Source organism: Methylobacterium sp. J-077 (assembly GCF_022829365.1).
Lineage (GTDB): Bacteria > Pseudomonadota > Alphaproteobacteria > Rhizobiales > Beijerinckiaceae > Methylobacterium.
This window is the reverse complement of the sequence record NZ_JAKSYJ010000247.1, coordinates 1-25,650: the sequence shown is the minus strand read 5'-3', so window position 1 is coordinate 25,650 and position 25,650 is coordinate 1. Positions and strand designations below refer to the sequence as shown.

The following is a 25,650-nucleotide window of genomic DNA, read 5'->3' as shown; positions in this document are numbered from 1 at the left end:
CACCAAGCTCACCGGAACGCCGCTGGTGCCGGTGGTCTACCGGATCAACATGCGCGACCCCAACAGCCTGTTCACCACCCAGGCCTTCCGCATGCGCAACCGCGACCTGATCTACGTCTCGAATGCCCCGTTCACCGAAGTGTCCAAGGTGCTGTCCGTCTTCACCGCCGTGACCGGGCCGGTCTCCTCGGTGGCGACCGCGTATTATTACGCGAAGTAAGTCCGGGACGACTTCCCGGCGGCGGCGGAAAACAATCGCGTTCCGCCGCATCCTCGCGTATGGGCTTCATGTTCGGTTTGGTGCGGAGCGGGAGCGCGCGTACGGAGCCGCATGCCACCGGCGCCGGTGGCTGCCTCGCGCAAGGATGCCTAGAAGAGCCCGATGAAGATCGGACGCGTCGTCTCTGCCCGCGGGCTGTTCCGGCCCACGCTGTTCCCCTTGAGCCTGTGTCTCGCGCTCCTGTCGGCCGGGCCGGCTTCGGCCGATGTCGTGGTCGGCGTCGCGGTCCCGCGCTCGGGCCCCTACGTCGCCGTGGGCGAGCAGGTGCTGCGCGGCGTCGAGGCTGCGGCCCGGGACGCCAACGCCATGGGCGGGCTCGACGGACAGCCCGTGACCCTCGACGTGCAGGACGATGCCTGCGATTCCAACACCGCTACCGCGGTGGCCAACCACTTCGTGCGCGCCGACGTGCGCCTCGTCGTCGGCCATGTCTGCTCGAACGCCTCGATCGCGGCCTCCGAGATCTACGCCCAGAACGGCATCGTGATGATCAGCGCGGCCTCGGTCTCGGCCCGGCTGACCGACCGGGGGCTGCCGAACGTGTTCCGGGTCTGCGGGCGCGACGACGACCAGGCCCGCCTGTCGGCCGCGGTGCTCGCCGAGCGGTTCCGCGACCGCAAGATCGCGCTGATCCAGGACCCGACCCCGGCCTCCCGGACGCTGGCGGCCGCCACCAAGGACAACCTCAACCGGATCGGCATCAACGAGGCCCTGTCCCTGTCGTTCGCGCCGAGCGACGCCGACGATGCCGCCCTGGTGGACCGCCTCAAGGGCGCGGGGATCGAGGTGGTCTATTACGGCGGCGACGCCACCGAGATGGGCCGCCTCGTGAGGGTCGCCGCCGATCGCGGCTACCGCCCGCAATGGTTCGGCACCTCGGCCATCGCCACGCCGGACTTCGCCAAGATCGCCGGCTCGGCGAGCAACGGCGTGCTGATGACCTTCTACCTCGATCCGAGCCGCCAGCCCGCCGCCGCCAACGTCGTGAAGGCGTTCAAGGCCGAGGGCGTCGATCCCACCGGTTCGACCATCTACGGCTACGCGGCCCTGCAGGCCCTGGTCGCGGCCGGCAACTTCGCCCATTCGGCCGACCCGAAGCCGATCGCCCAGGCGCTCCACACGGAGCGGTTCGACCTCGTGCTCGGCACGGTCGGGTTCGATTCCAAGGGCGACGTCACCGCCCAGGGTTATGTTCTGTATGTCTGGAAGGACGGGAGCTTTACGCCGGCCGGCAAGTGAGCACCGGATCTCAGGCTCCGGCCGACAGCCGCGTCTTCGCGGCCTGAGTCAGAAAGGCGGATCGGCTCTCGCCGGTCGCCTCGGCGGCCCGGTCGATCCGGCGGAGGAGGCCTTCCTCCATCGAGATGTTGACGCGCACGGCCCGGCCGGGCAGCTCGACCTGGACGAGCGCGACCATCGCGTCGGCGCTGTCCACGCGAAAGCCCGGGTCGCCGCGCAACTCCTCCAGCGCGCGCAGGCGCGGGATCTCTTCGCCGTCCTCCGCCATCCCGGCGACGTGGAAGGCCAGCATCTCGGCGGCCTTCCGATAGAGCGCGTCGAGATCGCCCGCGACCGTCGTCGCTCCCGGGAAGTCTGGGAAGGAGGCGCCGAACCGGCCGTCCTCCTGGTGCACCAGCATGACAACGTGAGCCATTTCCGCCATCTCGGTCGCCATCGCCATCGAGGGATCAGGCTGCAGGTCCTGAGGGGTCGCGGCCTAATCCATCACCAAGTCCATCCAGCCTGCCGATAGATGCTACGTAGGATTCCCGTCGGTATTTCCGGCTCGCCCGTATCGACTGTGACTTTTCCAAGCTTGCTCGGATGCTTGAACTGGACGTGATCGCCGGGTCCCTACCGAGCGACGAACCAACCGTCCCTCTGAAGCGCTGCGATTACACCGCGCGTTCTGCGGTCATGCGCCTTCTTCGACATGCCCGGAACACTCTCTACCCCTCCCGCCGCATGCGCTGCTTCAGGAGGGAAGCTCTTATGGTTCCGACATGCGCAAGTTTACACAACACACGGTGTGGCGCAAGAGAAGTGTGTATGTGTACGCAACGCGTTCGAGCCGTTCTGGCTGACCGTGATGGTGGCGCTTGGCATCACCCTGCGATCACTTCGATGCGGAGTGGTTCCTACCCCCGCTCAGCCGCGTCCACCTCCGCACCGCGTCCCAGCCCCCGCAGCAGCTCGGCGAGGTGCGGCCGGACCCGCAGCTGGAGCGCGTGGAGCGTGCGGACCGCCTCGCTGAGCCGGCCCTCCCGGCCGAGCATGGCGTCCGCGAAGCCGATCATCCGGGCGTTGGGCCAGGCCGGCTCGCGCAGGGCGTGGAGACGCGCCACCAGGGCGTCGGCGGAGGTTTCGGGCTCGGCCTGGGCGAACAGCATCAGCAGCGCCGCCGTGGAGCGCGACAGGCCGTAATGGCAATGGACCAGGAGGTGGCCGGCGCCGTCGAGATCGCGCCCGAAGCCCAGGATCGCCGCGACGTGCTCGGGCTCGGGCGGCACGAGGCCGTCGCCGGGGCCGAGGCAATCGTGGAAATGCAGGGTGGTGCGGGCATGGGCGCCGTAGTCAGCGAAGGCCGCGGGCTCGGGGGTGCCGGGGTCGAGCAGGGACAGGACGTGGCTGACCCCGCGTCTGCCGTGGCCGGCCAGCTCCTCCAGGCCGCAGACGGTGTGCAGGGTCAGTTCGGGCTCGGATCGCATGGCCGGGCGGGTAACATGGCGGCCGCCCGGTTTCGAGGCGCGACGGCGTCGCGGCGCGCGCGCTTCGAGAACGCAGGCGGACGTGCTACCTGCGCGCCGATCCTCCGCCGAGCGGATGGGACACGCTGAGACGAGATGCCGTTGGATGAGCCTCTGAGCGCGCAATCTCCCGCCGGTGGACCGCGCCGCCGCACGATCCTCACCGCCGGCCTCGGCGCGGCGCTCGCCGGGCCGCTCGCGGCACCCGCCCTGGCGCAGGGCGCCCCCGAGCTGCGCTGGCGCCTGTCCTCGGCCTACGCCAAGAACCTCGACATCCTGTTCGGCGCCCCCGAGTCGCTGAGCCGGATCGTCGCCGAGGCCACCGACGGTCGCTTCCAGATCCAGGTGCTCGGGCCGGGCGAGCCGGTTCCGCCCGAGACCCTGCTCGACGCCGTGTCGGCCGGCACCGTCGAGATGGGCCACGGCCCGGCGACCCTCGGCCAGGCCAAGGACCCGACCTTCGCGCTCGCCACCGCGATCCCGTTCGGCCTCAACGCGCGGGGCGGCGCCGCCTGGTGGCAGGCGGGGGGCGCGGCGGACCTGTTCGCCGAGGTCTTCGCCAAATCCGGGCTGGTCTGCCTGCCGGGCGGCAATACCGGCGCGCAGATGGGCGGCTGGTTCCGGCGCGAGATCAAGAGCCTCGCCGACCTCCAGGGCCTGAAGTTCCGCATCGGCGGCATGGGCGGGCAGGTGCTGGCGAAGTTCGGCGTCCAGCCGCAGGCCACCCCCGGCCCCGAGATCTACCAGGCGCTGGAGACGAAGAAGCTCGACGCGGCCGAGTGGATCGGCCCCTACGACGACGAGCGGCTCGGCCTGCAGAAGGTCGCGCCGGTCTACCATTATCCCGGCTTCTGGGAGGGCGGCGCGATGCTGCACTTCTGGTTCAATGCCGAGAAGTGGAAGGCGCTACCCAAAACCTACCAGGCGATCCTGCGCGCGGCGGCCGCCGAGGTCGGAGCCGAGGTGCAGGCCAAGTACGACGCGCGCAACCCGCAGGCCCTGCGCCGGCTGGTCGCCGGGGGCGCCCAGCTCCGGCCGTTCCCGCAGGACGTGATGGAGGGCGCCCTCAAGAACGCCAACGACGTCTATGCCGAGATCGCCGCCAAGAACGCGGATTTCCGCCGGGTCTACGAGGCGATGCGGACCTTCCGGAACGAGGAATATCTCTGGTTCCAGGTCGCCGAATACACCTACGACAACTTCATGATCCGGGCGCGGGCGCGGGGATAGCGAAGTCCCGGTTTCAAAAGGTCTTCGACCTTTTGCGGGTGAAGGGCGGAGCCCTTCCTTCTTCGGGGCTCCGCCCCAAACCCCGCCAAAGGGCTGAGCCCTTTGGAAACCCGGCCCTTGTTGTTGCGATCGGGGGGGGCCGACCAGGGAAGGAGACGATATGATCGGGACCTTGAGACTCGGCCTGGCGCTGCTCGGGGCGGCGCTGCCGCTCCCGGCGCTGGCGCAATCGCCCGCCAACCTCACCGCCCTGCGCGGCCTGGCCCCGGTGGCCCGGCTGCAGGGGAGCCCGGAGGGCCAGGCGGCGCTCGATGCCAACCTGCGGGTGACCGGCGACATCCAGGCCGGCACCCTCAAGCAGCCGATCCTGCTGCCGTTCCCGGAGCAGCAGCAACTCGCCCTGCGGGATTGCTTCATCACCGACGGCAACGCCTCGGGCCTCGCCGACGGGCTCGGCACGACGCTCGCCGCCGCCTATCAGGCCCGGGCGCGCTACAGCGACTACAAAACCTTCACCAGCGTCGCCCCGACGGTGGCCGATCTGATCGGTTACACCAACAACGTCACCAAGTCGGATTCGAATGCCGGCAAGTACTTCTTCGCCAACGCCACCACCAACGGCAAGCATCCGGTCTCGGCCGTGGCTGCCGCTCTGCTGACGGACGGCACCGTCACCGACGTGTTCGGCAAGGCCTATGGCCGGCCGGCGGGTAGCCCCGGGGCCGACCGGTTCGGCAATTCGCGGCCGTTCCAGACCCTGCCGGCGCTCCGGGCCTACCGGGGCGCGGATTATTTCGGCGACGCGTCCCACTCCCTCGACTGGCTGCGCGGCCCCAAGCAGGACCTCGTCGACAGCCCGTCCTATCCCAGCGGGCACACGACCTACGGCTACACCGAGTCGCTGATCCTCGCGCTGCTGGTGCCGGAGCGCTACCAGCAGATGATCGTCCGCGCCGCCGAATACGGCAACGACCGGATCATCGTCGGGGCGCATTACGCCATGGACGTGATCGGCGGCCGCACGACCTCGCTCCACGCGGTGGCGCACCTGCTCGCCAACGATCCGGCCTATGTCGGCCAGATCCGGAAGAACCCGGCGGTGATCGACGCGAACGCGACCGACGCGGACAAGCATGTCGGCGTGACCGATTACCAGGCCCTCCTGAAGGAGGCCCGCGCGGCGATGAGCGACGCGCTCACGACCGGCTGCGGCGGGACGGTGGCGGCCTGCGCGGCGCGGGATACCGGCCGGTTCAAGGACGAAGCCGCCAACGCCGCCTTCTACGCGGCGACCCAGACCTACGACCTGCCGGTGGTGCATGACGCCACCGCCAAGGTCCGGGAGGATGTCGGCACGATCGCCCCGGAGGCGGGCCACCTCCTGACCGCGGCTTTCCCGTCGCTGACGCTGACGGAAGCCAACGCCATCCTGACCGAGACGCAGGGACCCGGCGGCGGCTTCCTCGACGACGGATCGGAATTCGGGGTCTATTCCCGGATCAACCTCTACGCGGCGGCCGGGAAGGCGGCGGTACTGGCGGCGAGCCGGGCTGGGGCGAGCGCGGCGCGCTGAGGGCGTGGGCCAGGAGAAATGTCGGGTGCATCGGAGCCTCGGCGCAAAGCGCTCGCGGCGAAAGCGACGTGCACCTTCAGGGCGCGACCTCCAGCTCGGGAGCATCGGTTCTGAGACGCTGCCGTGTCCAGCGCTGGCTCACGTTACGACCGATCCGGATGGCTGGGCGCTCGATGAGCAGGTAGGTGACAGGCGTCACGAGCACGATCGTCACTGCGGCGAGCGGCAAAAGGATCGGCAATCGATCGATCGCAATCGAGCCGACCACCTGCGCCGCATCGACGAACAGCAGACTGAGAAGAATGCCGTGCAAGAGGTAGATGCCGTACGAGCATTCGCCGAGGATCAGAGCGCTTTTTGTCCGCAGCAGCCCGCCCATATCGTTGCCGCATGCGACGCAGGTGAAGAAGAACCCGAACAGAGGCATCGCAAACGTGTACGGGGTCGGTGCGGCGATCATGCCGAGTCCCAATGCAAGGGCCGCGGCTATTGCCGCTCTCGGCGTACGGAGGGCGCGCGCGAACCATTCGCGACGATGGCACTCGAAGGCTATCATGCCGATTGCGAACAATGGCAGATAACGCAGGATTGAACCTGGTAGATACAGAAGCCGCGCGACGACCGCCATCACCAAGAGGGTGACGGGCACCAGCCAGCTCGGGAGCCTGCCGCGGATGAGATCCATCGCCAGGGCACAGGCCGGAAGCACGATCAGATAAAACATCCATTCGTGCCAGAGCGACCAGAGCACATACGCATTGAGGCGTCCGCTATCCGGATACCCGAGGAGTGGCGGCTCATCCCACGTCGTGATCCACTGTAAGGCAGCGATCGGAAAGCCCCTGTCGAGGCCGCCTCCGGTGCGCATCGCGATGATGATCGTAATGATTGCGACCGACGCGACAACGAGTGGCACGATGCGGAACAGGCGTGTCGTGTAGATCGCGGGCCATGCGCAAGCACGGAAGCCGTCGAGCACCCGCGGATAGAACACGAAGCCGGTCGTCATGAAGAACAACGCCACCCCGCCGGCGCCGAATTGATTGAAGACATTGACGTGGGGCGCTTCCCAGTTGCCCCAGAAACGGGTGACCTGCATCCAGAAGATGAAGTGATGGATCAGCACGGAGAGCGCTACGTAACCGCGCAGGCCATCGATGCAGCCGATACGTCTTTGGGTGGGCGGAAGCGGGAAATGTGTGCGTGCGATCAGCGCCGCAATCAGCGTTGCCGATACATAAGCTGCCGCGGCAGCCGCAATCGTTGCAGCGGTTAGATAAATCGTCATACTCGATCTGATGAGGAATATAATTTAAGATCCTTATATCCATAATCTCGCGCGTACCAACCCTGTTGTTCAATATGCGTCCGTTGCTATGCTATGACTGCACAGCTTTCTGACGGCGAAGCGCATGTGGCGGGGGGCGGAAGCCGCCCTCACGGCACCCGCTTGCGCAGCACGAAATCCCCCACGGCCAAGAACTTCTGCGCCCGCTTGCCGGTGTCGACCTCGGTGGTGAACACGTTGCCCTCCATGCAGCCGTCGCATCCGAAGGCACCGACCGTGGCGCATGGGTCCGCACCGCCCTGTACACCGCCGCCCGGCCCGCATCCTACCGCTGGAACCCCGCCCTGGGCACCCGCCTCCAGGCCCGCGGCAAGACCCACGAGCAGGCCCTCGTCGCCTGCGACCGCAAGCCGCTCATCGACGCCAACACCGTCCTCGCCCGAGGCACGCCATGGCGTCCCGCGACCGAGCGCGCATAACGGTTGCTCAGGAGGAGGTCGAGGGTCGGAAAGGCGGGGCAGGCAAGGTCTGCCGCGCCCGTTGTCGGTGGGGTTCAGAAGACCGCATGGTCGCCGCGCTCGGCGACGGCCTCGCCCTGGACCAGGCGTGCATAATAATCGAACAGCGTGTCCGACCCCGTCGAAGGCGTGGCGTGCGCATCGTATTGCCCCGTCGCCGGATCCCGGACGAGCATCGACTCCGTCGCGTAGTAACGCCCGATGCGCGCGAGCTCGGCCTTGGCGGCCAGGGCCGGGAACAGCCGCCCGAGTGTGGACAGAACGGCGATAATCCCGTCCAGCAGCACAACCGGCACATGCCGGAATCGCGGCTCGCACCCCAGCAGAGCGAACAGGTGCTCGCCCTGTGCCTTCGGGGTAATCGCCTCGCCCGGCCCTCCGATGGGGAGGACGCGATTGCGCCGGTCCTCGGCGTCGATGCAGTCCGCGAGGTAGCGGCCCAGATCGTCGTCGCCGATCGGCTTGCACGCGGTCAGCGTCCCGTCGCCGAAGACCAGGAACGGCTTGCCGCGTTTCACGCGCTCGATCTGTCCCGAGAGCGATTTGAAGAAGGCGGTCGGCCGCACGATCGTGTAGGCGAGGCCCGATTCCATCAACGCCTGTTCGAAGGCCAGCTTGGCGTGCTGGAAGGCGAGGATCGGCTTCTGGACGCAGATCGCCGAGAGCAGGACGACCTGCGTCACGCCGGCCGCCTCGGCGGCGTGCAGCGCGTTCACATGCGCCCGATAATCGATCGCCCAGGCGTCGTCGGGCAAGCCGGTGCGCGAGGCGAGGCACGAGACCAGGACGTCGAAACGCTCGCCGCGGAGGCCGTCGCGGGCGAGCGAGCCCGGATCGGTCACGTCCGCGACCCGTATCGTCGCGCCCGCGGGCGGGGCGGCAGGATCCGCCGGCCCTGGCGGGTCGCGGCGCCGGGCGAGGCAGACGACCGCGTGACCGCGCGAGACCAGCGCCCGCACCGTCGCACGGCCGATCGTGCCGGTTCCGCCGAGGACGAGGACGCGCCGCGGGGGCGGGCCGTTCGGTCGTTCGGCGCTCACGGCACTCGCTTGCGCAGCACGAAATCCCCCACGGCCAAGAACTTCTGCGCCCGCTTGCCGGTGTCGACCTCGGTGGTGAACACGTTGCCCTTGGAATCGACCGCGAGGTTGTGGACCCAGTGAAACTGGCCGGCCATGCGGCCGTTGCGGCCGAAGGCGCCGACCGTGGCACCGGTGGCGCGCTCGAGGGTGCGGACCTCGTTGTTGGCGCCGTCGGCGTTGAGCAGGTAGGTCTCGTCGGCGTCCGGCCACAGGGCCAGCTCCCAGACCGAGCCGTTGGCCCGGGTGTCTTTCTCGACGAAAAACTCCTTCACGAAGCTGCCGTCCTTGCGGAACACCTGGATCCGGTTGTTGGTCCGGTCGCAGACATAGACCAGCCCGTCATGGGCGATGCGCACGCAATGGACCGGGTTGGCGAATTGCTGGCGCGGGGCGGCGGCCGGGTCGTAGGGGCCGAGCTTGTCGTCGGTGGGCGGCTTGCCGTAGGCGCCCCACATCCGCTTGAACGCCCCGCTATCCCGATCGAACACGATCACCCGGTGATTGTAGTAGCCGTCCGCCACGTAGACCTCGTTGGCCGCGCTGTCGAAATCGACGTTGGCGGGCTTGCCCAGGCGGCTGGTGTCGCGGCTGTCGGTCTGCGGGCCGGACTTGCCGATCTGCAGGACGAACTTGCCTTCGGGGGTGAATTTCAGGAGCTGGCCGTCCTGGTCGCCGTTGCCGGCGATCCAGACGAAACCCTTCTCGTCGATCTGGATGCCGTGCTCGTTGGTCGGCCAGTCGTAGCCGTCGCCCGGACCGCCCCAGCTGCGCAGGAGGGTGCCGTCCTGGTCGAATTCGAGGACCGGCGGGGCGGGCTTGCAGCACGTGCTGCGAGGCGGGTCGAGGCTCGCGGCCTTCTCGTCGTCGGTCAGCGTGCGCGGCCGCTGGATCACCCAGACATGGTCCTGCGCATCCACCGCGACCCCCGAGGCCTGGCCCAGGATCCAGTCGTTCGGCAGCGGCTTCGGCCAGGATGGATCGACCTGGAAGCGCGGCACATCCGCGGCTGGGGCCGAGCCTGCCAGGGCGAGCAGGCAGGCGAGCGCCGGCAGCGTGCGCGAAAACATCCTCATGGCATTCCCTCCCGGCGCCTGTCCCGGCGCTCGGCGCCAGCATGGCGTCCCGCGCGGCCCAGGGCCAGCGCTGCGGCCGCGCTCTGGTGACAGAGGGAGTGGGAAAAGAAAAAAGGCCACTCCCGAAGGAGCGGCCCGAAGTCTAGGGAGGAAACGCCCAAGAAGGGCAGCGGGATCGCGACGCCATCGCCATCCCGCGCTGCACAATCTGCGCGCGCTGCGAAAAATTACAAGCCTGTCAGGACAGAAAGGCTGTCCTTTTTCGCGGCCCTGGACGGATCACCGAACGGCTGTGTCGAAAATGTCGCAGCGATCCCGGTGCCCCGGAAGGCAGATTTCGCAGGGGATCGACCGACAAAACCGATCGTAAACCCTTGAGAAACCCGGATTTCGCCGCGGCACTTCCGTTGCCGGCTGACGATTTCACTGCGGCATTTCATGACGGGCCGGCGAACGGACGAATTCGATACCCGCTCTAGCTTACCGGCCAAGTCTCTGTCGGACCACGGGAAAGGAATGCGTGCGGATATGGCGATCCAGGGTGAGCGGATCCGGATTCTCAACGATGTCGAGCCGCGGAAAGACGGGCGGTATGTCCTGTATCTCCTGCAGCAGGCCAACCGGGCCCAGTTCAATCCGGCCCTCGAATTCGCCATCGAGGAGGCGAACCGCCTCGACCTGCCGGTGGTCGCCTGCTTCGGCCTGCTCGACGGTGCCAGCGGCTTCCCCGAGGCCAATGCCCGGCACTACGCCTTCCTGCTCCAGGGTCTCGCGGATGCGAAGGCCGGGCTGGAAAAGCGCGGAATCGGCTTCGTGATGCGCAAATGCGCGCCCGCCAAGATCGCCATCGATCTGGCCAAGGAGGCGGCGCTGCTGGTGCTGGACCGGGGCTATCTCGCGATCCAGAAGGGCTGGTACCGGGAGATCGCGAAGGCGGTGAAGACGCGGATCGTCCAGGTCGAGGGCGACGTGGTCGTGCCGGTGGAGACCGCCTCGAACAAGCACGAATTCGCCGCCCGCACCCTCCGGCCGAAGCTGAACCGGCTCTGGGACCCGTTCATCGCCGACCTGAAACCGCGCAAGCTCAAGCATGCTGCAAAGAGCGTAACGCCCAAGGGCGAGATCGACGTCTCCGATCCGGAGGCGGTGCTCGCCGGCATGACCCTCGACCGGGAGGTCGGGCCGGTGAAGCGGTTCATCGGCGGCGAGACCGAGGCCCGCAAGCGCCTGAAGGCGTTCCTGAAGGACGGGTTCGAGGGCTACGGCAACGGCTGCAACAAGCCGGAGGCGGCGGCCGCCTCGCATATGAGCCCGTTCCTGCATTTCGGCCAGATCTCGCCGGTGGAGATCGCCCTGGCGGTGCGGGAGGCCAAGGCCGGCGACGACGACGACCGCGGCGCCTACCTGGAGGAGCTGATCGTCCGGCGCGAGCTCGCCATGAACCACGTGTTCTACACGGAGGGCTACGACGATTACGAGAAGGCGGTGCCGGACTGGGCGCGCAAGACCCTGGCCGAGCAGGCCGAGGACAAGCGTCCGCACGCGTACTCGGAACAGCAGCTCGCGGCCGGCGAGACGCACGACCTCTACTGGAACGCCGCGATGCGCGAGATGCGCGAGACCGGCTACATGCACAACCAGCTGCGGATGTACTGGGGCAAGAAGATCCTGGAATGGTCGCCCTCGGCCAAGGAGGGCTTCGCCCGGACGCTCCGGCTCAACAACCGCTATTTCCTGGACGGGCGCGACGCGAATTCCTTCACCAACGTCGCCTGGGTGTACGGCCTGCACGACCGCCCCTGGCAGCGCCGCCCGATCTTCGGCACGGTCCGCTACCAGAGCGAGAACTCGCTGAAGAAGTTCGACGCGAAGGGGTATGTGAAGGCGGTGGAGCGGCTGTGCGCGGCGGAGGGGTGAGGAGCCTGCTCGGACCCGGCCGATCCAACCCACCCCCCTCATCCGGAGCTGCGGCCGCGTAGCGGGCGCCTCGAAAGAGCCCTCCAGCCGGCTGCGCGAGCCCGGGAGGGCTCCTTCGAGGCCGCTGACGCGGCACCTCAGGACGAGGGGGTGTGATGGAATTCCGCCGATGGCCTAAGTCCACCGGGTGATGCCCCATTCCCCGCAAGCCACGCTATACCGCATGCTCCGGCTTTGCGGACGAAGTGCCCTTTGATGACCGAGATGCGGGACGCAGCGACGACCACGGAGCCGGACGCCCCGCGCCTCAAACGCTCCCGCTACCGCCGCTCGATCACGCGCCTGCGCTCGGCCTCGCTGGAGGCCTATCCGCTGTGGCGGGGGCGGCTGCTGTTCCTGGCGGGGGGCATCTGCGTCGGTCTGGCCGCGGTGCTGATGGCCAAGGGGGCCGACCTCGCGCAGGACGGGTTCCGGCGGCTCACCGCGCCCTCGCCGCTGATCGCGCTGGTGCTCACGCCCGCGGGCTTCGCGCTCGCGGCCCTGCTGGCCCGGACGGTGTTCCCGAACTCGCAGGGCTCGGGCATCCCGCAGGTGATCGCCGCCCGGCACGCCCGCGATGCGCGCTTCCGGTTCTCGCTGATCTCCCCCCGGGTGGCCTGCGGCAAGGTCCTGGTCCTGTTCCTCGGCCTGCTCTGCGGCGCCTCGGCGGGCCGCGAGGGGCCGACCGTGCAGGTCGGCGCCGCGATCATGGCCGCCTTCGGCCGCCTGACGCCGGACCGCCTGCCGGGGCTGCTGCTCGCGGGCGGCGCGGCCGGGGTCGCGGCGGCGTTCAACACCCCGCTCGCCGGCATCGTCTTCGGCATCGAGGAGCTGGGCCGGGCCTACGAGGCGCGCTCGTCCGGCCTGATCGTCGCCGGCATCGTGGCGGCGGGCCTCACCTCCCTCTGGCTCTTGGGCAACTACACCTATTTCGGCACCAGCCAGGCGGATCTGCCGCTGGCCGCGAGCTGGATCGTGCCGCTGCTGGCCGTGGTCGGCGGCTTCGCCGGCGGGGTGTTCAGCCGTCTGGTGATCCTGTTCGCCCGAGGCCTGCCGGGGCCGGTCGGACGCCTGATCCGGGGGCGGCCGGTGGTGTTCGCGGCGGCCTGCGGCCTCTGCGTGGCCCTGTGCGGCCTCGCCTCCCACGGGGCTGCCTACGGCACGGGCTACGAGGAGGCCCGGGCGATCCTGCACGGCGACGCCGCCACCAGCTGGACCTACGCGCCGCTGAAATTCGCCGCCACGGTGCTCAGCTCGATCAGCGGCATTCCGGGCGGGCTGTTCGCGCCCTCGCTCGCGGTGGGTGCCGGGATCGGCGGGACGGTGCACGAGTTCCTGCCGGCCATGCCGGTGGGCGCCCTCGTGCTGATCGGGATGGTCGCCTACCTCACCGGCGTGCTCCAGGCGCCGATCACCAGCTTCGTCATCGTCACCGAGATGACCCAGAACCACACGATGATGATCCCGCTGATGATCGCGGCGCTGATCGCCGACGCGGCCTCGAAGGCGGTCTGTCGCGGCGGGCTCTACCACACCCTGGCCGAGCTGATGCTGGAGCGCGCTGATGTCCCGGCGCAGCCGGTGGCCAAGACCGCCTGAACGCCGCGCCTGAGAATAAAAGGCTGTTGAGATCGCGCGGCCGCGGAACGGTCTCGCTTGCGGCCGGTTGAGGGATCGATTGGTGTGCGCCCGTGCCGCGGGCGCTTCTGGAGTGACGCGATGACTTTGCTGAAATGGGCCCTCATCTGCTTCGTGATTTCGCTGATCGCGGGCGGCCTCGGCTTCACCGGCATCGCCTCGGGCGCGGGCTCGCTGGCGCGCATCCTGTTCGGCCTGTTCCTGCTGGTCGCCATCGTGATCGTGGTCATCGCCTTCGCGGTCGGCCAGGCGGTGTTCTGAGGCGCATGGCGTCCGCGATGCAGGGCAAGGTCTGCCTCGTCACCGGGGCGACCAACGGCATCGGCTACGAGACGGCTCTGGGGCTCGCGCGCACGGGTGCGCGGGTCGCCATCGTCGGCCGCGATGCCGACAAGACCCGGGCCTGCGCCGCGCGGATTCGCGCCGCCGTGCCGGGCGCCCTCGTCGACCCGCATGTCGCGGACCTGTCGGCCCAGGCCGAGATCCGCCGGCTCGCCGCCTCCTTGCGGGATGCCTATCCGCGTCTCGATGGGCTGGTGAACAATGCCGGCGCGATCTTCGACCGGCGCGCGCTCACGGTGGACGGCATCGAGCGGACCTGGGCGCTCGACCATCTGGGCTACGTGCTGCTGACGCTCGAACTCCTCGACACCCTGAAGGCCTCGGCGGCGGTCGGGGGCAAGCCGCGCATCGTCAACGTCGCCTCGGCGGCGCATGTTCGTGGGCATATCGACTTCGCCGATATCGAGGGCGCCCGGCGCTACGGCGCGATGCGGGCCTATTCGCAGGCCAAGCTCGGCAACGTGCTGTTCACCTACGCGCTGGCCCGGCGGGTGCAGGCCGACGGCATCACGGTCAACGCCCTGCATCCCGGGGTGATCAACACCGGCTTCGCCAAGAATACCGGTGGCCTGTTCGGCACCGCCTGGTCGCTGATGCGCCCGTTCCTGACCCGGCCCGACAAGGGCGCCGAGACCTCGCTCCACGTGGCGACCGCCCCCGAGCTCGACGGCGTCACCGGCCGCTATTTTTCGCGGTCCCGGCCCAAGACCTCGTCGGCCGAGAGCCGCGACGAGTCGGTGCAGGAGCGGGTCTGGGCGCTGAGCCTCGCGCAGGTCGGGCGGGGCGGCTGATCGGTTTTTTGCGGCGCGCGTCAGGGTCCCCGCGGGGCGTCGCGCTCGTCCTTCGCCGGGACCTGCGCGAGAGCCGACCGTGTTCACGTCAACAGGACGGTTCGAGGCGAGCCTGCGTCGAGCGATCCACCGCGGCGTTGGCGTCGAAGGACTCGATCCGGCGGAGAGCGGCCTCCGCGGTTCGCCGGCTTGTCCCGCCGCACACGTCGACCGGCACGTGGACTTCGTAGTCGCGCGAGCGCGACCGCCGACGGGATCAGCGCGTCCGGCGGGTTGGTCTTGCTGGCGCCGATGATCTTCGGCGGGAGGCCGATGAACAGGATCTGGGTCGTCCCGGGGGCATCGGGACGTTCCTGTCCCGGATCGGGTTGATCGTCATGCGAGACCTCCTCTCGGCTGCCGGGGCCGGGTCACGCCCCTGCGGGCTTGGCGGTCACGAACCACCGCTGGTGGTAGGCGCGGATATGCGCGGCCGCGGAGGCCACCGGGCTGACCACGCCGGCATAGCCGTCCGGCCGAACCAGGACCGCGCTTCCGGACCGGCCGAACACCGCCGTGAACGCCTGTTCGTCCGGCGAGCCCGACGGCGCGATCTCGACGAGACGGCCGTTCGGCGTTGACGCTCTCAGCTCGGACGGGCACGACGCCCGTTCCGGCCCGGCGACGACCAGCGTCAGATGCGACGGGTCGAACGTCCGATGTAGGTGCGTCTCCACCCAGCCACCGTCCGACCGCAGCCGGACGGGCATGTCGGGCATTCGGTCACCGGCCCGCAGCGAGCCGGAATGGCCGTGGTTCTCGGAAAGGGGACTGTCCCGATAGCCGAGCGCCACCTGACTCATGCTCGCCGTCGCGTTCGCCTGGACGACGTCGGTGCCCACGATCCAGGGGCCGAGGTGGTTGAACAGGGTCCGCACGACCGGGTTCTCGGTGCCGATGGTCGTGGTCAGGCTGTCGGTCCGCGACAGGACGTTGCGCATCACCGGCAGCCGGTCCAGCTCATAGGTGTCGAGCAGCGCGGGCGGCGCCCCATCCCGAATGACCATCGCCAGCTTCCAGGACAGGTTGATCATGTCCTGAATGCCGGTGTTCATGCCCTGCGCGCCAGCCGGCGAATGGATGTGCGCGGCGTCCCCGCCGAGGAAGAGCCGGCCGATCTTCAGCCGTGGCACCATGCGGCTGTTGATGCTGAACCACGAACTCCAGGTCAGGTCATGGAACCGCGCCGGGATATGCGAGCGCTGGTCGTAGATCGCCTGGAGCTCGTCGAGCGACGGCTCCGTGTCCTTCGACGGCTCGCTCAGAGGGTTCGAGGCGATGAGACGAAAATGCTCGCCGCCCATCGGGAACAGCCCCATGAAGCCGTGCTCGGACGAGAAGATGTGGAAGTCGGTATCAGGCAAGTCGCCGTCGATGAGGAGATCCCCGAGGGCGTAACGCTCTTCGCGGGTGTGTCCCTCGAACGGAAGGTCGAGCGTGGTTCGCACGAGGCTGTGCGCCCCTTCCGCCCCGATGATCCAGGGGGCCGTCACCCGCTCCAGGCTGCCGTCCGCGCGTTTGAGCACCGCGGAGGCCGGCGAGGCCGCGTGTGCATCCTGCTGGATGCCGATGAGTTCCGTATCCCATCCGGGCGAGACGCCGTGGCGGGCGCAGGCATCGCGCAGGACGCGTTCGGTCTCGGCCTGCGAGACGAACAGGATGTAGGGATAGCGGCTCTCGACATGGGAGAAATCGAGGTGGAAGACGCGCTTGCCGCCGCCGTAGACGCTGCCGAAACGGCCGGCATTGCCGAGGCGGACCAACGCGTCCGCCAATCCGCGCTGGTCGAGCAGTTCGAGGGTGCGGGCCTGAACGCCGATGGCACGCGAGCTGGTCGCCGGCGCCGCGCGCTTGTCGATGAGGCGGACCGGCACGCCCAGGCGCGATAGCTCCAACGCGGCGGTGAGGCCGGTCGGGCCGGCCCCCACGATGAGGACGGGATCGGACATGGCTTCTCCTCGCGTTCAGTCTCCGGCGATCCAGGGGGAGGTCGCGTCTGGCGGAAGCTCGGGGCCGTGCGATTCCCGCGTGTAAAGGCGCAGCCGCCGCCCGTCCGGGTCGGCGAACACGACGAGCCAGGCCTGGATGGAGACGAGGATGGGCGAATGGTCGATGCCCGCGGCCGCCAGATGCGCGATCCAGCCTTCCAGCTCGGCGCGGTCCCGGACCGCGAGGGTGACCGGATCGAAGCCGGCTTGGCGTTCGGCCTGGACGGGGTTCAGGCGCAGTTCCAGGTGCGCCCCGAGGCCGGGCACCTTCAGGATGACGGCGTAGACCGAACCGTCCGCCCGGACATGATCCCAGGCCCCGACGCGCCGGGCGCCGAGGATGCGTTCGTAGAAAGCGAGGCTCCGGCCGAGGTCGACGACCGGGAACTTGAGGTGATGTATGCCCTGGAGCATCGGCACTTCCATGGCGCTCCATCCCGGTGTTCTGGAAGCCTGTGGACCGGGCTGGCCGGCCCGATCGCCGACGGATATTTTTGTTAAGCAATTAACAATGTCAAGGATGATGCCGAAGAAACTCGCGCCCCCGCTTGTGCCGCCGGACTTCGTCCGCCGCCGCTACGAGGAGGTTCTCCCGCCCGGCGACGTCCTCGCCCTGGAGGCGCTGTTTGCCATGCGCTCGGGCATGCAGGCGGTCGACAACGTCATGTCACGTTGGCTGGGCGACGACGCGCTCACGCCGGGGCGCTGGCAGGTCCTGGCGGTGCTCTGGTCGCGGGGTCGGCCGGTCCCGCAGCGCGAGATCGTCGAGGCGCTGAAGGTCTCCCGCGCGAACGTGTCGATGCTGGTCGAGGGCCTGCAGAAGGAGGGTCACATCACGGCCACGCCCGATCCCGCCGACGGGCGCCAAGTCCTGGTCGCCCTCACGCCTGCCGGCCACGCGGTGACGGACCGGCTCGTGCGGGACACGGCGGGGAATCTGCGTCGGAGCCTGGCGCTCGACGACAGCGAGCTTCGGCTCTTGACCGACTTGATGGCGCGCATCCTTCCCTAACGCCGGCCGATGTCATCGGCGTCTCCATAGAGCATGGGCACGTGATCTTAAGGCTATTTATATTTTCAGTGTATTATTGAATGGCTGGCGAATGAATACTTCGTCGAAAACGATCATGGCTCGAAAAATCCGGGTTCAAAAGGTCGGCGCCCTTTTGCGGGTGCAGGGTGGAACCCGGCAAACCTCGGGGGCTCCGCCCCCGAACCCGGCCAAAGGGCTGCAGGCCCTTTGGAAACGGAAGATGTCATGCTTCCCGAGAGAAAAACGTCGCTCCCGGTCGATAACGCGCTCCAGACCTCAGTATCCGCTTCAGGCACCGTCGCGCCCGGAAGCCGCCTGTCGCTAAACCCCCTTCAGCGGACGGGTTCGATGATCAGGCCCCTTCGCTGCGCTCGCAACGACGATGCGGGTCGGTCGACCGAGCGATCGAACCGACCCTCACGCCGCCGCCCGCACCGCGTGGTCGGCCTGGGGCTGGATCTCGATGAACACCCGGGTCACCTCCGGGTTGCGCTGCTTCAGCGCCCGGTCGAGGCGGGTCACCAGGCTCTCGACCTCGCCGGCGCTGAGGTCGTCGGCCATGTCGATGCTGACATTCACCAGGATGTCGCTGGGCCCGAGATGCTGGGTCAGGACCTCGTTGAGGTGGAGCACGCCGGGCTCGGCGCGCACCAGATCGGAGATCGCCGCCACCACGGCGGGGTCGGCGGCCTCGCCGATCAGCAGGCCGTGGGTCTCGATCATCAGGAACACCGCCATGCCGACCAGTACGAGGCCGATCCCCACCGAGGCCCAGCCGTCGAGGCCGGGCATCTCCAGCCAATGGGCCAGGACGACGCCCGCCAGCGCGATCAGCAGGCCGATCAGCGCGGCGGTGTCCTCGGCCAGGATCGTGAACAGGGTCGGATCCTTGCTGCGCCGGATCGCCCGCACCGCCGAGTGCTGGCCCTTCTCGGCCCAGAACTGGCGCATCGCCACGAACCAGGATGTGCCCTCGGCCGCGATGGCGAAGCCCAGGATCGCGACGTTCACCCAGATCCCCGGCAGCGTGTAGCCGAAGAGATGGGCGTCCGCGTCCGGCGAGGGATGGCGGACCCGCTCGACGCCCTCGTAGATGGCGAAGACACCGCCGCCCAGGAAGATCATCAGCGCGACCACGAACGCGTAGAAGTAGATCTCGCGCCCGTAGCCGAACGGGTGCCGGGTATCGGCCGGCTTCTCCGCCCGCTTCATGCCGACCAGCAGCAGCACCTGGTTGGCCGTGTCGACCACCGAGTGCACGCCCTCGGCGAGCATCGCGGTCGAGCCGGTCAGCGCCCCGCCGACGAACTTCGCCGCCGCGATGGCGAGGTTGGCCCCCGCCGCCGCGTAGATCGCCCCCGTGCTCTCGTGCGCCATCCCGGCCTCCCTGCTCGCCGCGACCCAAGCGTCGCTGTGCGGCCCGGGTTCCCGTGTGGACGCGCGGGCGTGCCCCGTGCAAGCTGAGACGCGTCAGGAAAACCCGGAGGATTCATGGCCGAGGCGCAATACGACCCCGACAACATCTTCGCCAAGATCCTGCGGGGCGAGATCCCGTGCCATCGCGTCTACGAGGATGCGGACACGCTCGCCTTCATGGACGTGATGCCCCAGGGCGAGGGCCACACCCTGGTGATCCCGAAGGCGCCGTCCCGGGGCCTGCTCGATGCCGACCCGGCCGCCCTGGCGGCCCTGATCGCGAGCGTCCAGAAAGTCGCGCGCGCCGTGAAGGCGGCGTTCCGGGCCGAGGGGCTGACGATCTTCCAGTTCAACGAGCCGGCGGGCGGGCAGACCGTGTTCCACCTGCACGTCCACATCATCCCCCGGTTCGAGGGCGTGCCGCTCAAGCGCCACGAGGGCGGGATGGCCGACAACGCGGTGCTGGCCGAGCACGCGGCGCGGATCCGGGCGGCGCTCGAGGCCGGGCTCTGAGAGTCCCGGTTTCAGAAGGTCCGTGACCTTTTGCGGGTGCAGGGGGGAGCCCCGCCAAAGGGCTTGCCCTTTGGGAACCCCGTCCCTCAGGCCGCGCTGGCGATGAGCCGGCGCAGGGCGGCGTTCTCGGCCTCGAGCTCGGCGATCCGCTGCCGCAGGGCGGTCTCGGGATCGACCGCGGCCGGGGCTGCCCGGGCCGGCTCCTCGAACACGACGCCGATTCCGTCCTCCCGGCGCCAGCACAGGCTGGCCCGGTAGGTCCGGTCCTTCTGCGGGATGTAGAGGTCGAACACCTGCGGCAGGGTGGTGGCGTCGCTCAGGATCAGCCGGGCGCCCAAGCTCGACAGGTCGCGGACCAGGCAGTCGAAGCTCGACGAGCCGTTGTTGAAGACGATGCGCCCTTTGAGGAACACCCTCTGGCGCGTCTCTCTGCGTTGATCCGTCATGCGGACCAGTCTGCCCGGCAGCTCTTAAGGAATCCTCGCGGCGATACCGGACTCGGGCCTCTTCAGCCGATAAAGCGCCGGTCCATCGTCTGGAACAGGTAGAAGCCGTTGAAGCGCACGGCGGTGTCGGCGGCCCGGTCGTCGAAATCCAGGGGCTGCCGGCTGGCGCCGTCGAGCTTGCCGCCGAAGGTCCAGCGGCCGGCGCCGATGAACGGCGGCACGGTGCTGGCCTCCGGCACCGCGCAGCAGAGGCCCTCGACGCTCTTGAGCTGGAACAGGTTGTAGCTTCGCATCGGAGTCCCTCCGCTTGGCCGCCCCGCCTGTCGAATGCTTCCAATACCAGATCAGGCATCGAAGAGATTCGACTTGACCGTGCTTATAATGGCACAATCGGTCGAGTTTGTGACGGTCACGTTTCAGGGACGTTTCGGGTCAGCTCCGCGATCCAGATCCGCGCCGAGCCGTCGGACGGCGCCCGCCAGTCGCCCCGGGGCGACAGCGCGCCCCCGGCCGAGACTTTCGGGCCGTTGGGCAGGGCCGAGCGCTTGAACTGGCTGAACCCGAAGAACCGGTTGAGGAACACCGTCAGCCAGCGCCGGATCTCCGGCAGGTCGTAGGCGACGCGCTTGGCCTCGGGGAAGTCCGGCGGCCAGTGGCCGCGCGCGACGTCGCCCCAGGCATGCAGCGCCAGGAAGGCGATCTTCGACGGCCGGAACCCGTAGCGCAGCGTGTAGAACAGGTTGAAGTCCTGGAGCGCGTAGGGGCCGATCACGGCCTCGGTGCTCTGCGGGCTGTCGTCCGGGTCCACCGGCACCAGCTCGGGGGAGATCTCGGTGTCGAGGATCGCCTGGAGGGTGCGGTTCGCCTCCGGACCGACCTCGCGGTGGCCGATCACCCAGCGGATCAGGTGCTGGATCAGGGTCTTGGGCACGCCGGTATTGACCGCGTAGTGGCTCATCTGGTCGCCGACGCCGTAGGTGCACCAGCCGAGCGCCAGCTCCGAGAGGTCGCCGGTGCCGATCACCAGCCCGCCCGCCTGGTTGGCGAGGCGGAACAGGTAGTCGGTGCGCAGGCCCGCCTGCACGTTCTCGAAGGTCACGTCGTAGACCGGCTCGCCCTTCGCGAAGGGGTGGCCCATATCGGCGAGCATCTGCCGGGCCGCCGGGCGGATGTCGATCTCGGCGGCGGTACAGCCGAGCGCCTGCATCAGCGCGTGGGCGTTGGCCTTGGTGGCGTCCGAGGTGGCGAAGCCCGGCAGCGTGTAGGCCAGGATGTCCGAGCGCGGGTAGCCCAGGCGGTCGAACGCCTTCGCGATCACGATCAGCGCGTGGGTCGAATCGAGCCCGCCGGAGACGCCGATCACCGCCTTGCGGGTGCCGGTGGCCTCCAGCCGCTGGGCGAGGCCGGCCACCTGGATGTTGTAGGCCTCGTAGCAATCCTGCGCGAGCCGGGACGGGTCGGCCGGCACGAACGGGAAGCGCTCGATCCGCCGCATCAGCCCGAGATCGCCCGCCGGCGGGTCGAGCCGGAAGCCGATCCGCCGGTAGGGGAGGGGCGCGCCCGGCACGTTGTCGTCGAAGCTGCCGGCCTGGAGCCGGTCCTGGGCGATCCGGTCGAGGTCGATATCAGCGAGCGTCGCCACCGGGCCTGTCGGGAAGCGCTGGCCCTCGGCGAGCCGCACGCCCAGCTCGTCGATGCTGGTCTGCCCGTCCCAGGACAGGTCGGTGGTCGATTCGCCCTGGCCGGCGGCGGCGTAGACATAGGCGCAGGCCCCCCGCATCGAGGCCGCCCGGGAGAGCAGCGCCCGCGATTCGGCCCGGCCCACCGTGATCGGGCTGCCCGAGAGGTTGGCCAGCACCGTGGCGCCGACGAGCGCCGCCCGCATGCCGGGGGATTCCGGCACCCACAGATCCTCGCAGATCTCGACCCCGACCACGAGGCCGGGCAGGTCCTCGGCGGGAAACAGCAGGTCGGTGCCGAACGGCGCCGCGTGGCCCGCGACCCGGATGGTCTCGCCCACGATCCCGGCCCCGGAGGCGAAGTGGCGCTTCTCGTAGAATTCACGGTAATTCGGCAGGAAGGTTTTCGGGACCACGCCGAGCAGCCGGCCGCCCTGGATGGCCAGCGCGCAATTGTAGATCCGGTGGCGCCAGCGCAGGGGCGCGCCGACCAGCAGCAGTGGTCGCAAGGACGCCGAGTCGGCGACCACCCGGGCGGCGGCGGCCTCGACCGCGTCGAGCAGGGTCTGCTGGAGCAGCAGGTCCTCGATCGCGTAGGCCGAGAGCCCGAGTTCGGTGAAGACCGCGAGGGCCGCTCCGGCCTCGTGGCAGGTCCGGGCGAGGGCGAGCACCGAATCGGCGTTGCGGTCGGGATCCCCCGGATGGCTGCGCCCGGTGCAGGCCGCCACCCGGGCGAATCCGTGGCGGTACAGGGACCGGAAGCGCGCCGGATCGGCAGAGGGCTCGGAAATCGGCTGGGTCACGGGCGCCTGTCCGGGTGAGGGGTGGCTGCCGGTATCATATGGTGCGCCGCACCGCGCTGGCGACGCATACGCTTCCACCGTCATTGCGAGCGCAGCGAAGCAACCCAGGGATCCGCCACCTGCGGGAAACGCGCGCTGCCCTGGTTTGCCTCGCTCTGCCCGCAATGACGGTTTTGGATTGGCCCCCACGTACCCCGGGAACAGGCCCAAAATCCCATCCTGGTTTCCGGCCCGAGGCCCCCTGAAAAGCCTCTATTAACGACAAACGGCCTAACTCGGGGCAGCCCGCCGGCCACCGGCGGATCCCTGTTTCGAGTATCGTTCGAGAACCCATGCGCGCATCGGGACGGCCTCCGTACTCTCATCGTGACCCTGCCCGCCCCGTCCGCGGCGGCGACCGTTCGGGCCTGTCGCTCGGCGCCCTGGCGCACCGGCTGATGGCCTTGCGGGCGAGCCTGACCCGGCGCCTGTCCGGCGTCCCGGCCGGGCTGCCCGCCCGTCCGGGCTACGCAATCCCCGGCCGCCGGGCGGAGCCGAGCTGGCTGACCGCGCCGGCCGCCCTGGTCGGACGGGACGGGTTCGAGCGCGGCCCGCGGGCCGGCGCCCCGGCGCCCCTGGAGCATGCCTGGCCGGCCCAGGTGTTCGACGACCGGGCGAGCCTCGACGCCCGCGACGAGCCGCGCTTCGAGAGCCGGATCGACCGCAGCGCCTCGACCCCGGGCATGCTGGTCCGCCAGCCGCGCCGGCCGGCCTCGATCGCCCCGGAGGATGCGATGCCCGCGTCCCCGGTCCAGGCCGCCGCCGCCCCGGCGGCGCGCTGGACCCGCACCCCCGATTCGGTCCTGCAGGAGCGCCGCCAGCGCGCCCTGGAGGCCGAGCGCGTCGCCCTGGAGCGCGCCCGCGCCGAGGCCCAGGCGGCGGCCCTCGCCGTCGAGACCGAACGGGCCGCCCGCGAGCTGGAGGCTCGCCAGCAGGAGGCCCGCGAGCGGGCCGAGCGCGAGCAGGCCGAGCAGGCGCGGATCGCGCCCGTGGCCGCCATGCCCGAGACGGCGCTGACGGAGTCCGTCGAGGACGGGGACGTGGTGCCGCTGTGGCGCCAGCCCTTCGTGGCGCCCCCCGGCGTCCGCTACTTCCGCACGCCGGACCGCCGCCCGATGCGGCCGAGCGTCGAGCTGTCCGCCTCCACGGCGGCGATCGCCGCGGTTCCGGTCCCGGTGCCGGTCATGGCTGAGGCGTCGGCCGATGTTCCGGCCGAGGCGCCCGCCCGCGACTGGTCCGACCTGCCCGATTGGTCCGAGGTCCAGCCCTGGTTCGACGGCAGCGACTGGAACGTGGGCGACGGGTCATCCGTGGAGGCCTGGGCCGCGCTGGCGACCCCGCCCGCCCATGCCGGTCTCGAGGCGGCGCTCGCCGCCGCGCCGGTGATCGCGGCGGCCGAATCCGTCTCCGACCTCCCGGCGGTCGAGCATGGCGCCCAGCCGATGCACGACGGTGCGACCGCGCAGCCGCCGCGCCCGGTCTACGTCCTCGATCGGCTCGTGCGGTTCGACCAGCCGCCGCGTCCCGCCGACGGGCAGGATAACGGCCAGCAAGCCGACCTGCACGCCGTAGAATCCGCCACGATCCGCGACGCGTTCCTGCCGGCCAAGCCCGCCCTGGCGCTGGTCTTCGGCCCCGGCAGCGCCGCGACCGAGGCCGTGGCCCCAGCGACGCCCGCCGTCGAGGCGCCCCGCCGCGCCCCCGCGCTCTGCGCCATGGCGGCCCGGGCGGCGATCCGCGCGGCCGGCCAGCCGGTCGTGTCCGCACCGGTGAGCCCGGCCGCGCCGGAGCCCCAGCCCATCCTGGACCCGGTGGCCGCCGATCCGGTCCGGATCGCCTCGGAGGCCGACCGGGTGGTGATCCCGATGACCCCGCGCACGGTCCTGCTGCGCGGCAAGATGGCGCCGCAGCCCGAGCCCGTCGCGGTCGAGCCCGAGCCGGTTCAGGCCGAGCCCGTCTACGCCGAAGCCGCGCCGGAGCCGGTCGAGGTCGCCACCCTGCCGATCGCGGCGGCCGCCGCCCCCGCCCTGCCGATGGTCGCCCCCCGGGCGCACCTGATCCCGGCTGGCCGGCACCTGGAGATCGCCAGCGTCGAGAACGCCGATTACGAATTGCCCGCCCTCGGCCTGCTCGCCCTGCCGGACGAGAACGGAACCGAGGAAGTCGACGCCGACGTGCTGGAGCAGAACGCCCTCAACCTCCAGCAGACGGTGCAGGATTTCGGCGTGCGCGGCGACATCCTGGCGGTGCGTCCGGGCCCGGTCGTGACGCTCTACGAACTCGAGCCGGCGCCCGGCACCAAGTCCAGCCGCGTCATCGGCCTGTCGGACGACATCGCCCGGTCCATGTCGGCGGTCTCGGCCCGCGTCGCCGTGGTCCCCGGCCGCAACGTCATCGGCATCGAATTGCCGAACGACAGCCGCGAGACGGTCTATCTCCGCGAGCTGCTCTCCGTGCCGGATTTCTACGAGAGCAAGCACAAGCTGGCCCTGTGCTTGGGAAAAAACATCGGCGGCGAGCCGATCATCGCCGACCTCGCCCGGATGCCGCACCTGCTGGTCGCCGGCACCACCGGCTCCGGCAAGTCGGTCGCCATCAACACGATGATCCTGTCGCTGCTCTACCGGCTGAAGCCGGAGGAGTGCCGGCTGATCATGGTCGATCCGAAGATGCTGGAGCTGTCGGTCTATGACGGCATCCCGCACCTGCTCTCCCCCGTCGTGACCGATCCCAAGAAGGCGGTGATCGCCCTCAAATGGGCGGTGCGCGAGATGGAGGAGCGCTACAAGAAGATGGCCAAGATCGCCGTCCGGAACATCGACGGCTACAACGGCCGGATGAAGGAGGCCCGCGAGCGCGGCGAGGTCATCACCCGCACGATCCAGACCGGGTTCAACCGCGAGACCGGCGAGGCGGTGTTCGAGCAGGAGGCGATGGACCTGTCGGCGCTGCCCTACATCGTGATCGTGGTCGACGAGATGGCCGACCTGATGATGGTGGCCGGCAAGGACATCGAGGGCGCGATCCAGCGGCTCGCCCAGATGGCCCGCGCGGCCGGCATCCACCTGATCATGGCGACGCAGCGCCCGTCGGTGGACGTGATCACCGGGACGATCAAGGCGAACTTCCCGACCCGCATCAGCTTCCAGGTCACCAGCAAGATCGATTCGCGGACC

The 25,650-nt window shown here is 69.5% G+C and carries 22 protein-coding genes and 2 pseudogenes; 11 read left to right on the top strand and 13 right to left on the bottom strand.

The window, feature by feature from the left end; translation table 11 throughout:
- Positions 1–220 (top strand): annotated as a pseudogene (locus MKL11_RS31730) (sugar transporter); the annotation flags it as partial.
- Between the two features lie 162 nt (positions 221–382).
- Positions 383–1,519, top strand: coding sequence for a branched-chain amino acid ABC transporter substrate-binding protein (locus tag MKL11_RS31725; RefSeq protein ID WP_243951120.1), 1,137 nt, complete (start codon positions 383–385; stop codon positions 1,517–1,519).
- Positions 1,520–1,529: 10 nt separating this feature from the next.
- Here MKL11_RS31725 and MKL11_RS31720 read toward each other — a convergent pair whose 3' ends face one another.
- The 3 genes and pseudogenes from MKL11_RS31720 to MKL11_RS31710 all read right to left on the bottom strand — a co-directional run bounded on the left by MKL11_RS31720 (position 1,530) and on the right by MKL11_RS31710 (position 2,988).
- Positions 1,530–1,934 carry a type II toxin-antitoxin system HicB family antitoxin gene (locus tag MKL11_RS31720; RefSeq protein ID WP_243951118.1) on the bottom strand — a complete coding sequence of 135 codons (405 nt, stop codon included), beginning with the start codon at positions 1,932–1,934 and terminating at the stop codon, positions 1,530–1,532.
- A 71-nt stretch (positions 1,935–2,005) separates the two neighbouring features.
- Positions 2,006–2,116, bottom strand: a pseudogene (locus MKL11_RS33665) (type II toxin-antitoxin system HicA family toxin); the annotation flags it as partial.
- Positions 2,117–2,418: 302 nt separating this feature from the next.
- Positions 2,419–2,988: a tyrosine phosphatase family protein gene (locus MKL11_RS31710; RefSeq protein ID WP_243951116.1), complete on the bottom strand. Its 570-nt coding sequence runs from the start codon at positions 2,986–2,988 to the stop codon at positions 2,419–2,421.
- A 141-nt stretch (positions 2,989–3,129) separates the two neighbouring features.
- On the opposite strand from MKL11_RS31710, the gene MKL11_RS31705 reads away from it, so the two are divergent.
- Together MKL11_RS31705 and MKL11_RS31700 are read left to right on the top strand one after the other, a co-directional pair.
- A complete protein-coding gene (locus tag MKL11_RS31705; protein ID WP_243951114.1) occupies positions 3,130–4,257 on the top strand; it encodes a TRAP transporter substrate-binding protein in 1,128 nt (375 codons plus the stop codon).
- Between the two features lie 160 nt (positions 4,258–4,417).
- Positions 4,418–5,830, top strand: a complete 1,413-nt coding sequence (locus MKL11_RS31700; RefSeq protein WP_243951112.1) for a phosphatase PAP2 family protein — start codon at positions 4,418–4,420, stop codon at positions 5,828–5,830.
- A gap of 76 nt (positions 5,831–5,906) precedes the next feature.
- Here the strand turns inward: MKL11_RS31700 and MKL11_RS31695 are convergent, their stop codons facing one another.
- The 4 genes from MKL11_RS31695 to MKL11_RS31680 form a co-directional block, all read right to left on the bottom strand.
- Entirely contained in the window at positions 5,907–7,118 is a 1,212-nt protein-coding gene (locus MKL11_RS31695) for an acyltransferase family protein (RefSeq protein WP_243951110.1), read from the bottom strand.
- A gap of 149 nt (positions 7,119–7,267) precedes the next feature.
- A complete protein-coding gene (locus MKL11_RS31690; protein WP_243951108.1) occupies positions 7,268–7,498 on the bottom strand; it encodes a hypothetical protein in 231 nt (76 codons plus the stop codon).
- 173 nt (positions 7,499–7,671) lie between these two features.
- On the bottom strand, positions 7,672–8,676 hold the full coding sequence (locus tag MKL11_RS31685) for an NAD(P)H-binding protein (RefSeq protein ID WP_243951106.1): 1,005 nt from the start codon (positions 8,674–8,676) through the stop codon (positions 7,672–7,674).
- A complete protein-coding gene (locus MKL11_RS31680; RefSeq protein ID WP_243951103.1) occupies positions 8,673–9,791 on the bottom strand; it encodes a hypothetical protein in 1,119 nt (372 codons plus the stop codon). The genes MKL11_RS31685 and MKL11_RS31680 overlap by 4 nt, the downstream gene beginning before the upstream one ends.
- A gap of 528 nt (positions 9,792–10,319) precedes the next feature.
- On the opposite strand from MKL11_RS31680, the gene MKL11_RS31675 reads away from it, so the two are divergent.
- From MKL11_RS31675 to MKL11_RS31660, 4 genes are all read left to right on the top strand, one after another.
- Entirely contained in the window at positions 10,320–11,708 is a 1,389-nt protein-coding gene (locus MKL11_RS31675) for a deoxyribodipyrimidine photo-lyase (protein ID WP_243951101.1), read from the top strand.
- A gap of 255 nt (positions 11,709–11,963) precedes the next feature.
- Positions 11,964–13,346 (top strand): chloride channel protein, encoded by a 1,383-nt coding sequence (locus MKL11_RS31670; RefSeq protein WP_243951099.1) that lies wholly within the window; start codon positions 11,964–11,966, stop codon positions 13,344–13,346.
- A 120-nt stretch (positions 13,347–13,466) separates the two neighbouring features.
- Positions 13,467–13,646, top strand: coding sequence for a DUF1328 domain-containing protein (locus tag MKL11_RS31665; RefSeq protein WP_007566531.1), 180 nt, complete (start codon positions 13,467–13,469; stop codon positions 13,644–13,646).
- A 17-nt stretch (positions 13,647–13,663) separates the two neighbouring features.
- Complete coding sequence (locus MKL11_RS31660) at positions 13,664–14,518, top strand: SDR family oxidoreductase (protein ID WP_243951124.1); 855 nt, start codon at positions 13,664–13,666, stop codon at positions 14,516–14,518.
- Between the two features lie 410 nt (positions 14,519–14,928).
- Here MKL11_RS31660 and MKL11_RS31655 read toward each other — a convergent pair whose 3' ends face one another.
- Positions 14,929–16,506, bottom strand: a complete 1,578-nt coding sequence (locus tag MKL11_RS31655) for an FAD-dependent oxidoreductase (protein WP_243951097.1) — start codon at positions 16,504–16,506, stop codon at positions 14,929–14,931.
- A gap of 15 nt (positions 16,507–16,521) precedes the next feature.
- Entirely contained in the window at positions 16,522–16,971 is a 450-nt protein-coding gene (locus MKL11_RS31650; RefSeq protein ID WP_243951094.1) for a VOC family protein, read from the bottom strand.
- 94 nt (positions 16,972–17,065) lie between these two features.
- Between MKL11_RS31650 and MKL11_RS31645 the strand changes: the two genes are divergently transcribed.
- Positions 17,066–17,557 (top strand): MarR family winged helix-turn-helix transcriptional regulator, encoded by a 492-nt coding sequence (locus MKL11_RS31645; protein WP_243951091.1) that lies wholly within the window; start codon positions 17,066–17,068, stop codon positions 17,555–17,557.
- A gap of 438 nt (positions 17,558–17,995) precedes the next feature.
- Here the strand turns inward: MKL11_RS31645 and MKL11_RS31640 are convergent, their stop codons facing one another.
- On the bottom strand, positions 17,996–18,955 hold the full coding sequence (locus MKL11_RS31640) for a cation diffusion facilitator family transporter (protein ID WP_243951089.1): 960 nt from the start codon (positions 18,953–18,955) through the stop codon (positions 17,996–17,998).
- A 114-nt stretch (positions 18,956–19,069) separates the two neighbouring features.
- Between MKL11_RS31640 and MKL11_RS31635 the strand changes: the two genes are divergently transcribed.
- Positions 19,070–19,507, top strand: a complete 438-nt coding sequence (locus MKL11_RS31635; RefSeq protein ID WP_243951088.1) for an HIT family protein — start codon at positions 19,070–19,072, stop codon at positions 19,505–19,507.
- An 86-nt stretch (positions 19,508–19,593) separates the two neighbouring features.
- On the opposite strand, the gene MKL11_RS31630 is transcribed toward MKL11_RS31635, so the two are convergent.
- From MKL11_RS31630 to MKL11_RS31620, 3 genes are all read right to left on the bottom strand, one after another.
- Positions 19,594–19,953: a PilZ domain-containing protein gene (locus tag MKL11_RS31630; RefSeq protein ID WP_243951086.1), complete on the bottom strand. Its 360-nt coding sequence runs from the start codon at positions 19,951–19,953 to the stop codon at positions 19,594–19,596.
- 62 nt (positions 19,954–20,015) lie between these two features.
- Entirely contained in the window at positions 20,016–20,246 is a 231-nt protein-coding gene (locus MKL11_RS31625) for a hypothetical protein (protein WP_058194140.1), read from the bottom strand.
- Between the two features lie 116 nt (positions 20,247–20,362).
- Positions 20,363–22,435 carry an NAD(+) synthase gene (locus MKL11_RS31620; protein ID WP_243951083.1) on the bottom strand — a complete coding sequence of 691 codons (2,073 nt, stop codon included), beginning with the start codon at positions 22,433–22,435 and terminating at the stop codon, positions 20,363–20,365.
- 332 nt (positions 22,436–22,767) lie between these two features.
- Here MKL11_RS31620 and MKL11_RS31615 point away from each other — a divergent pair.
- The coding region (locus MKL11_RS31615; protein WP_409565942.1) for a DNA translocase FtsK at positions 22,768–25,650 on the top strand (2,883 nt) is incomplete at its 3' end.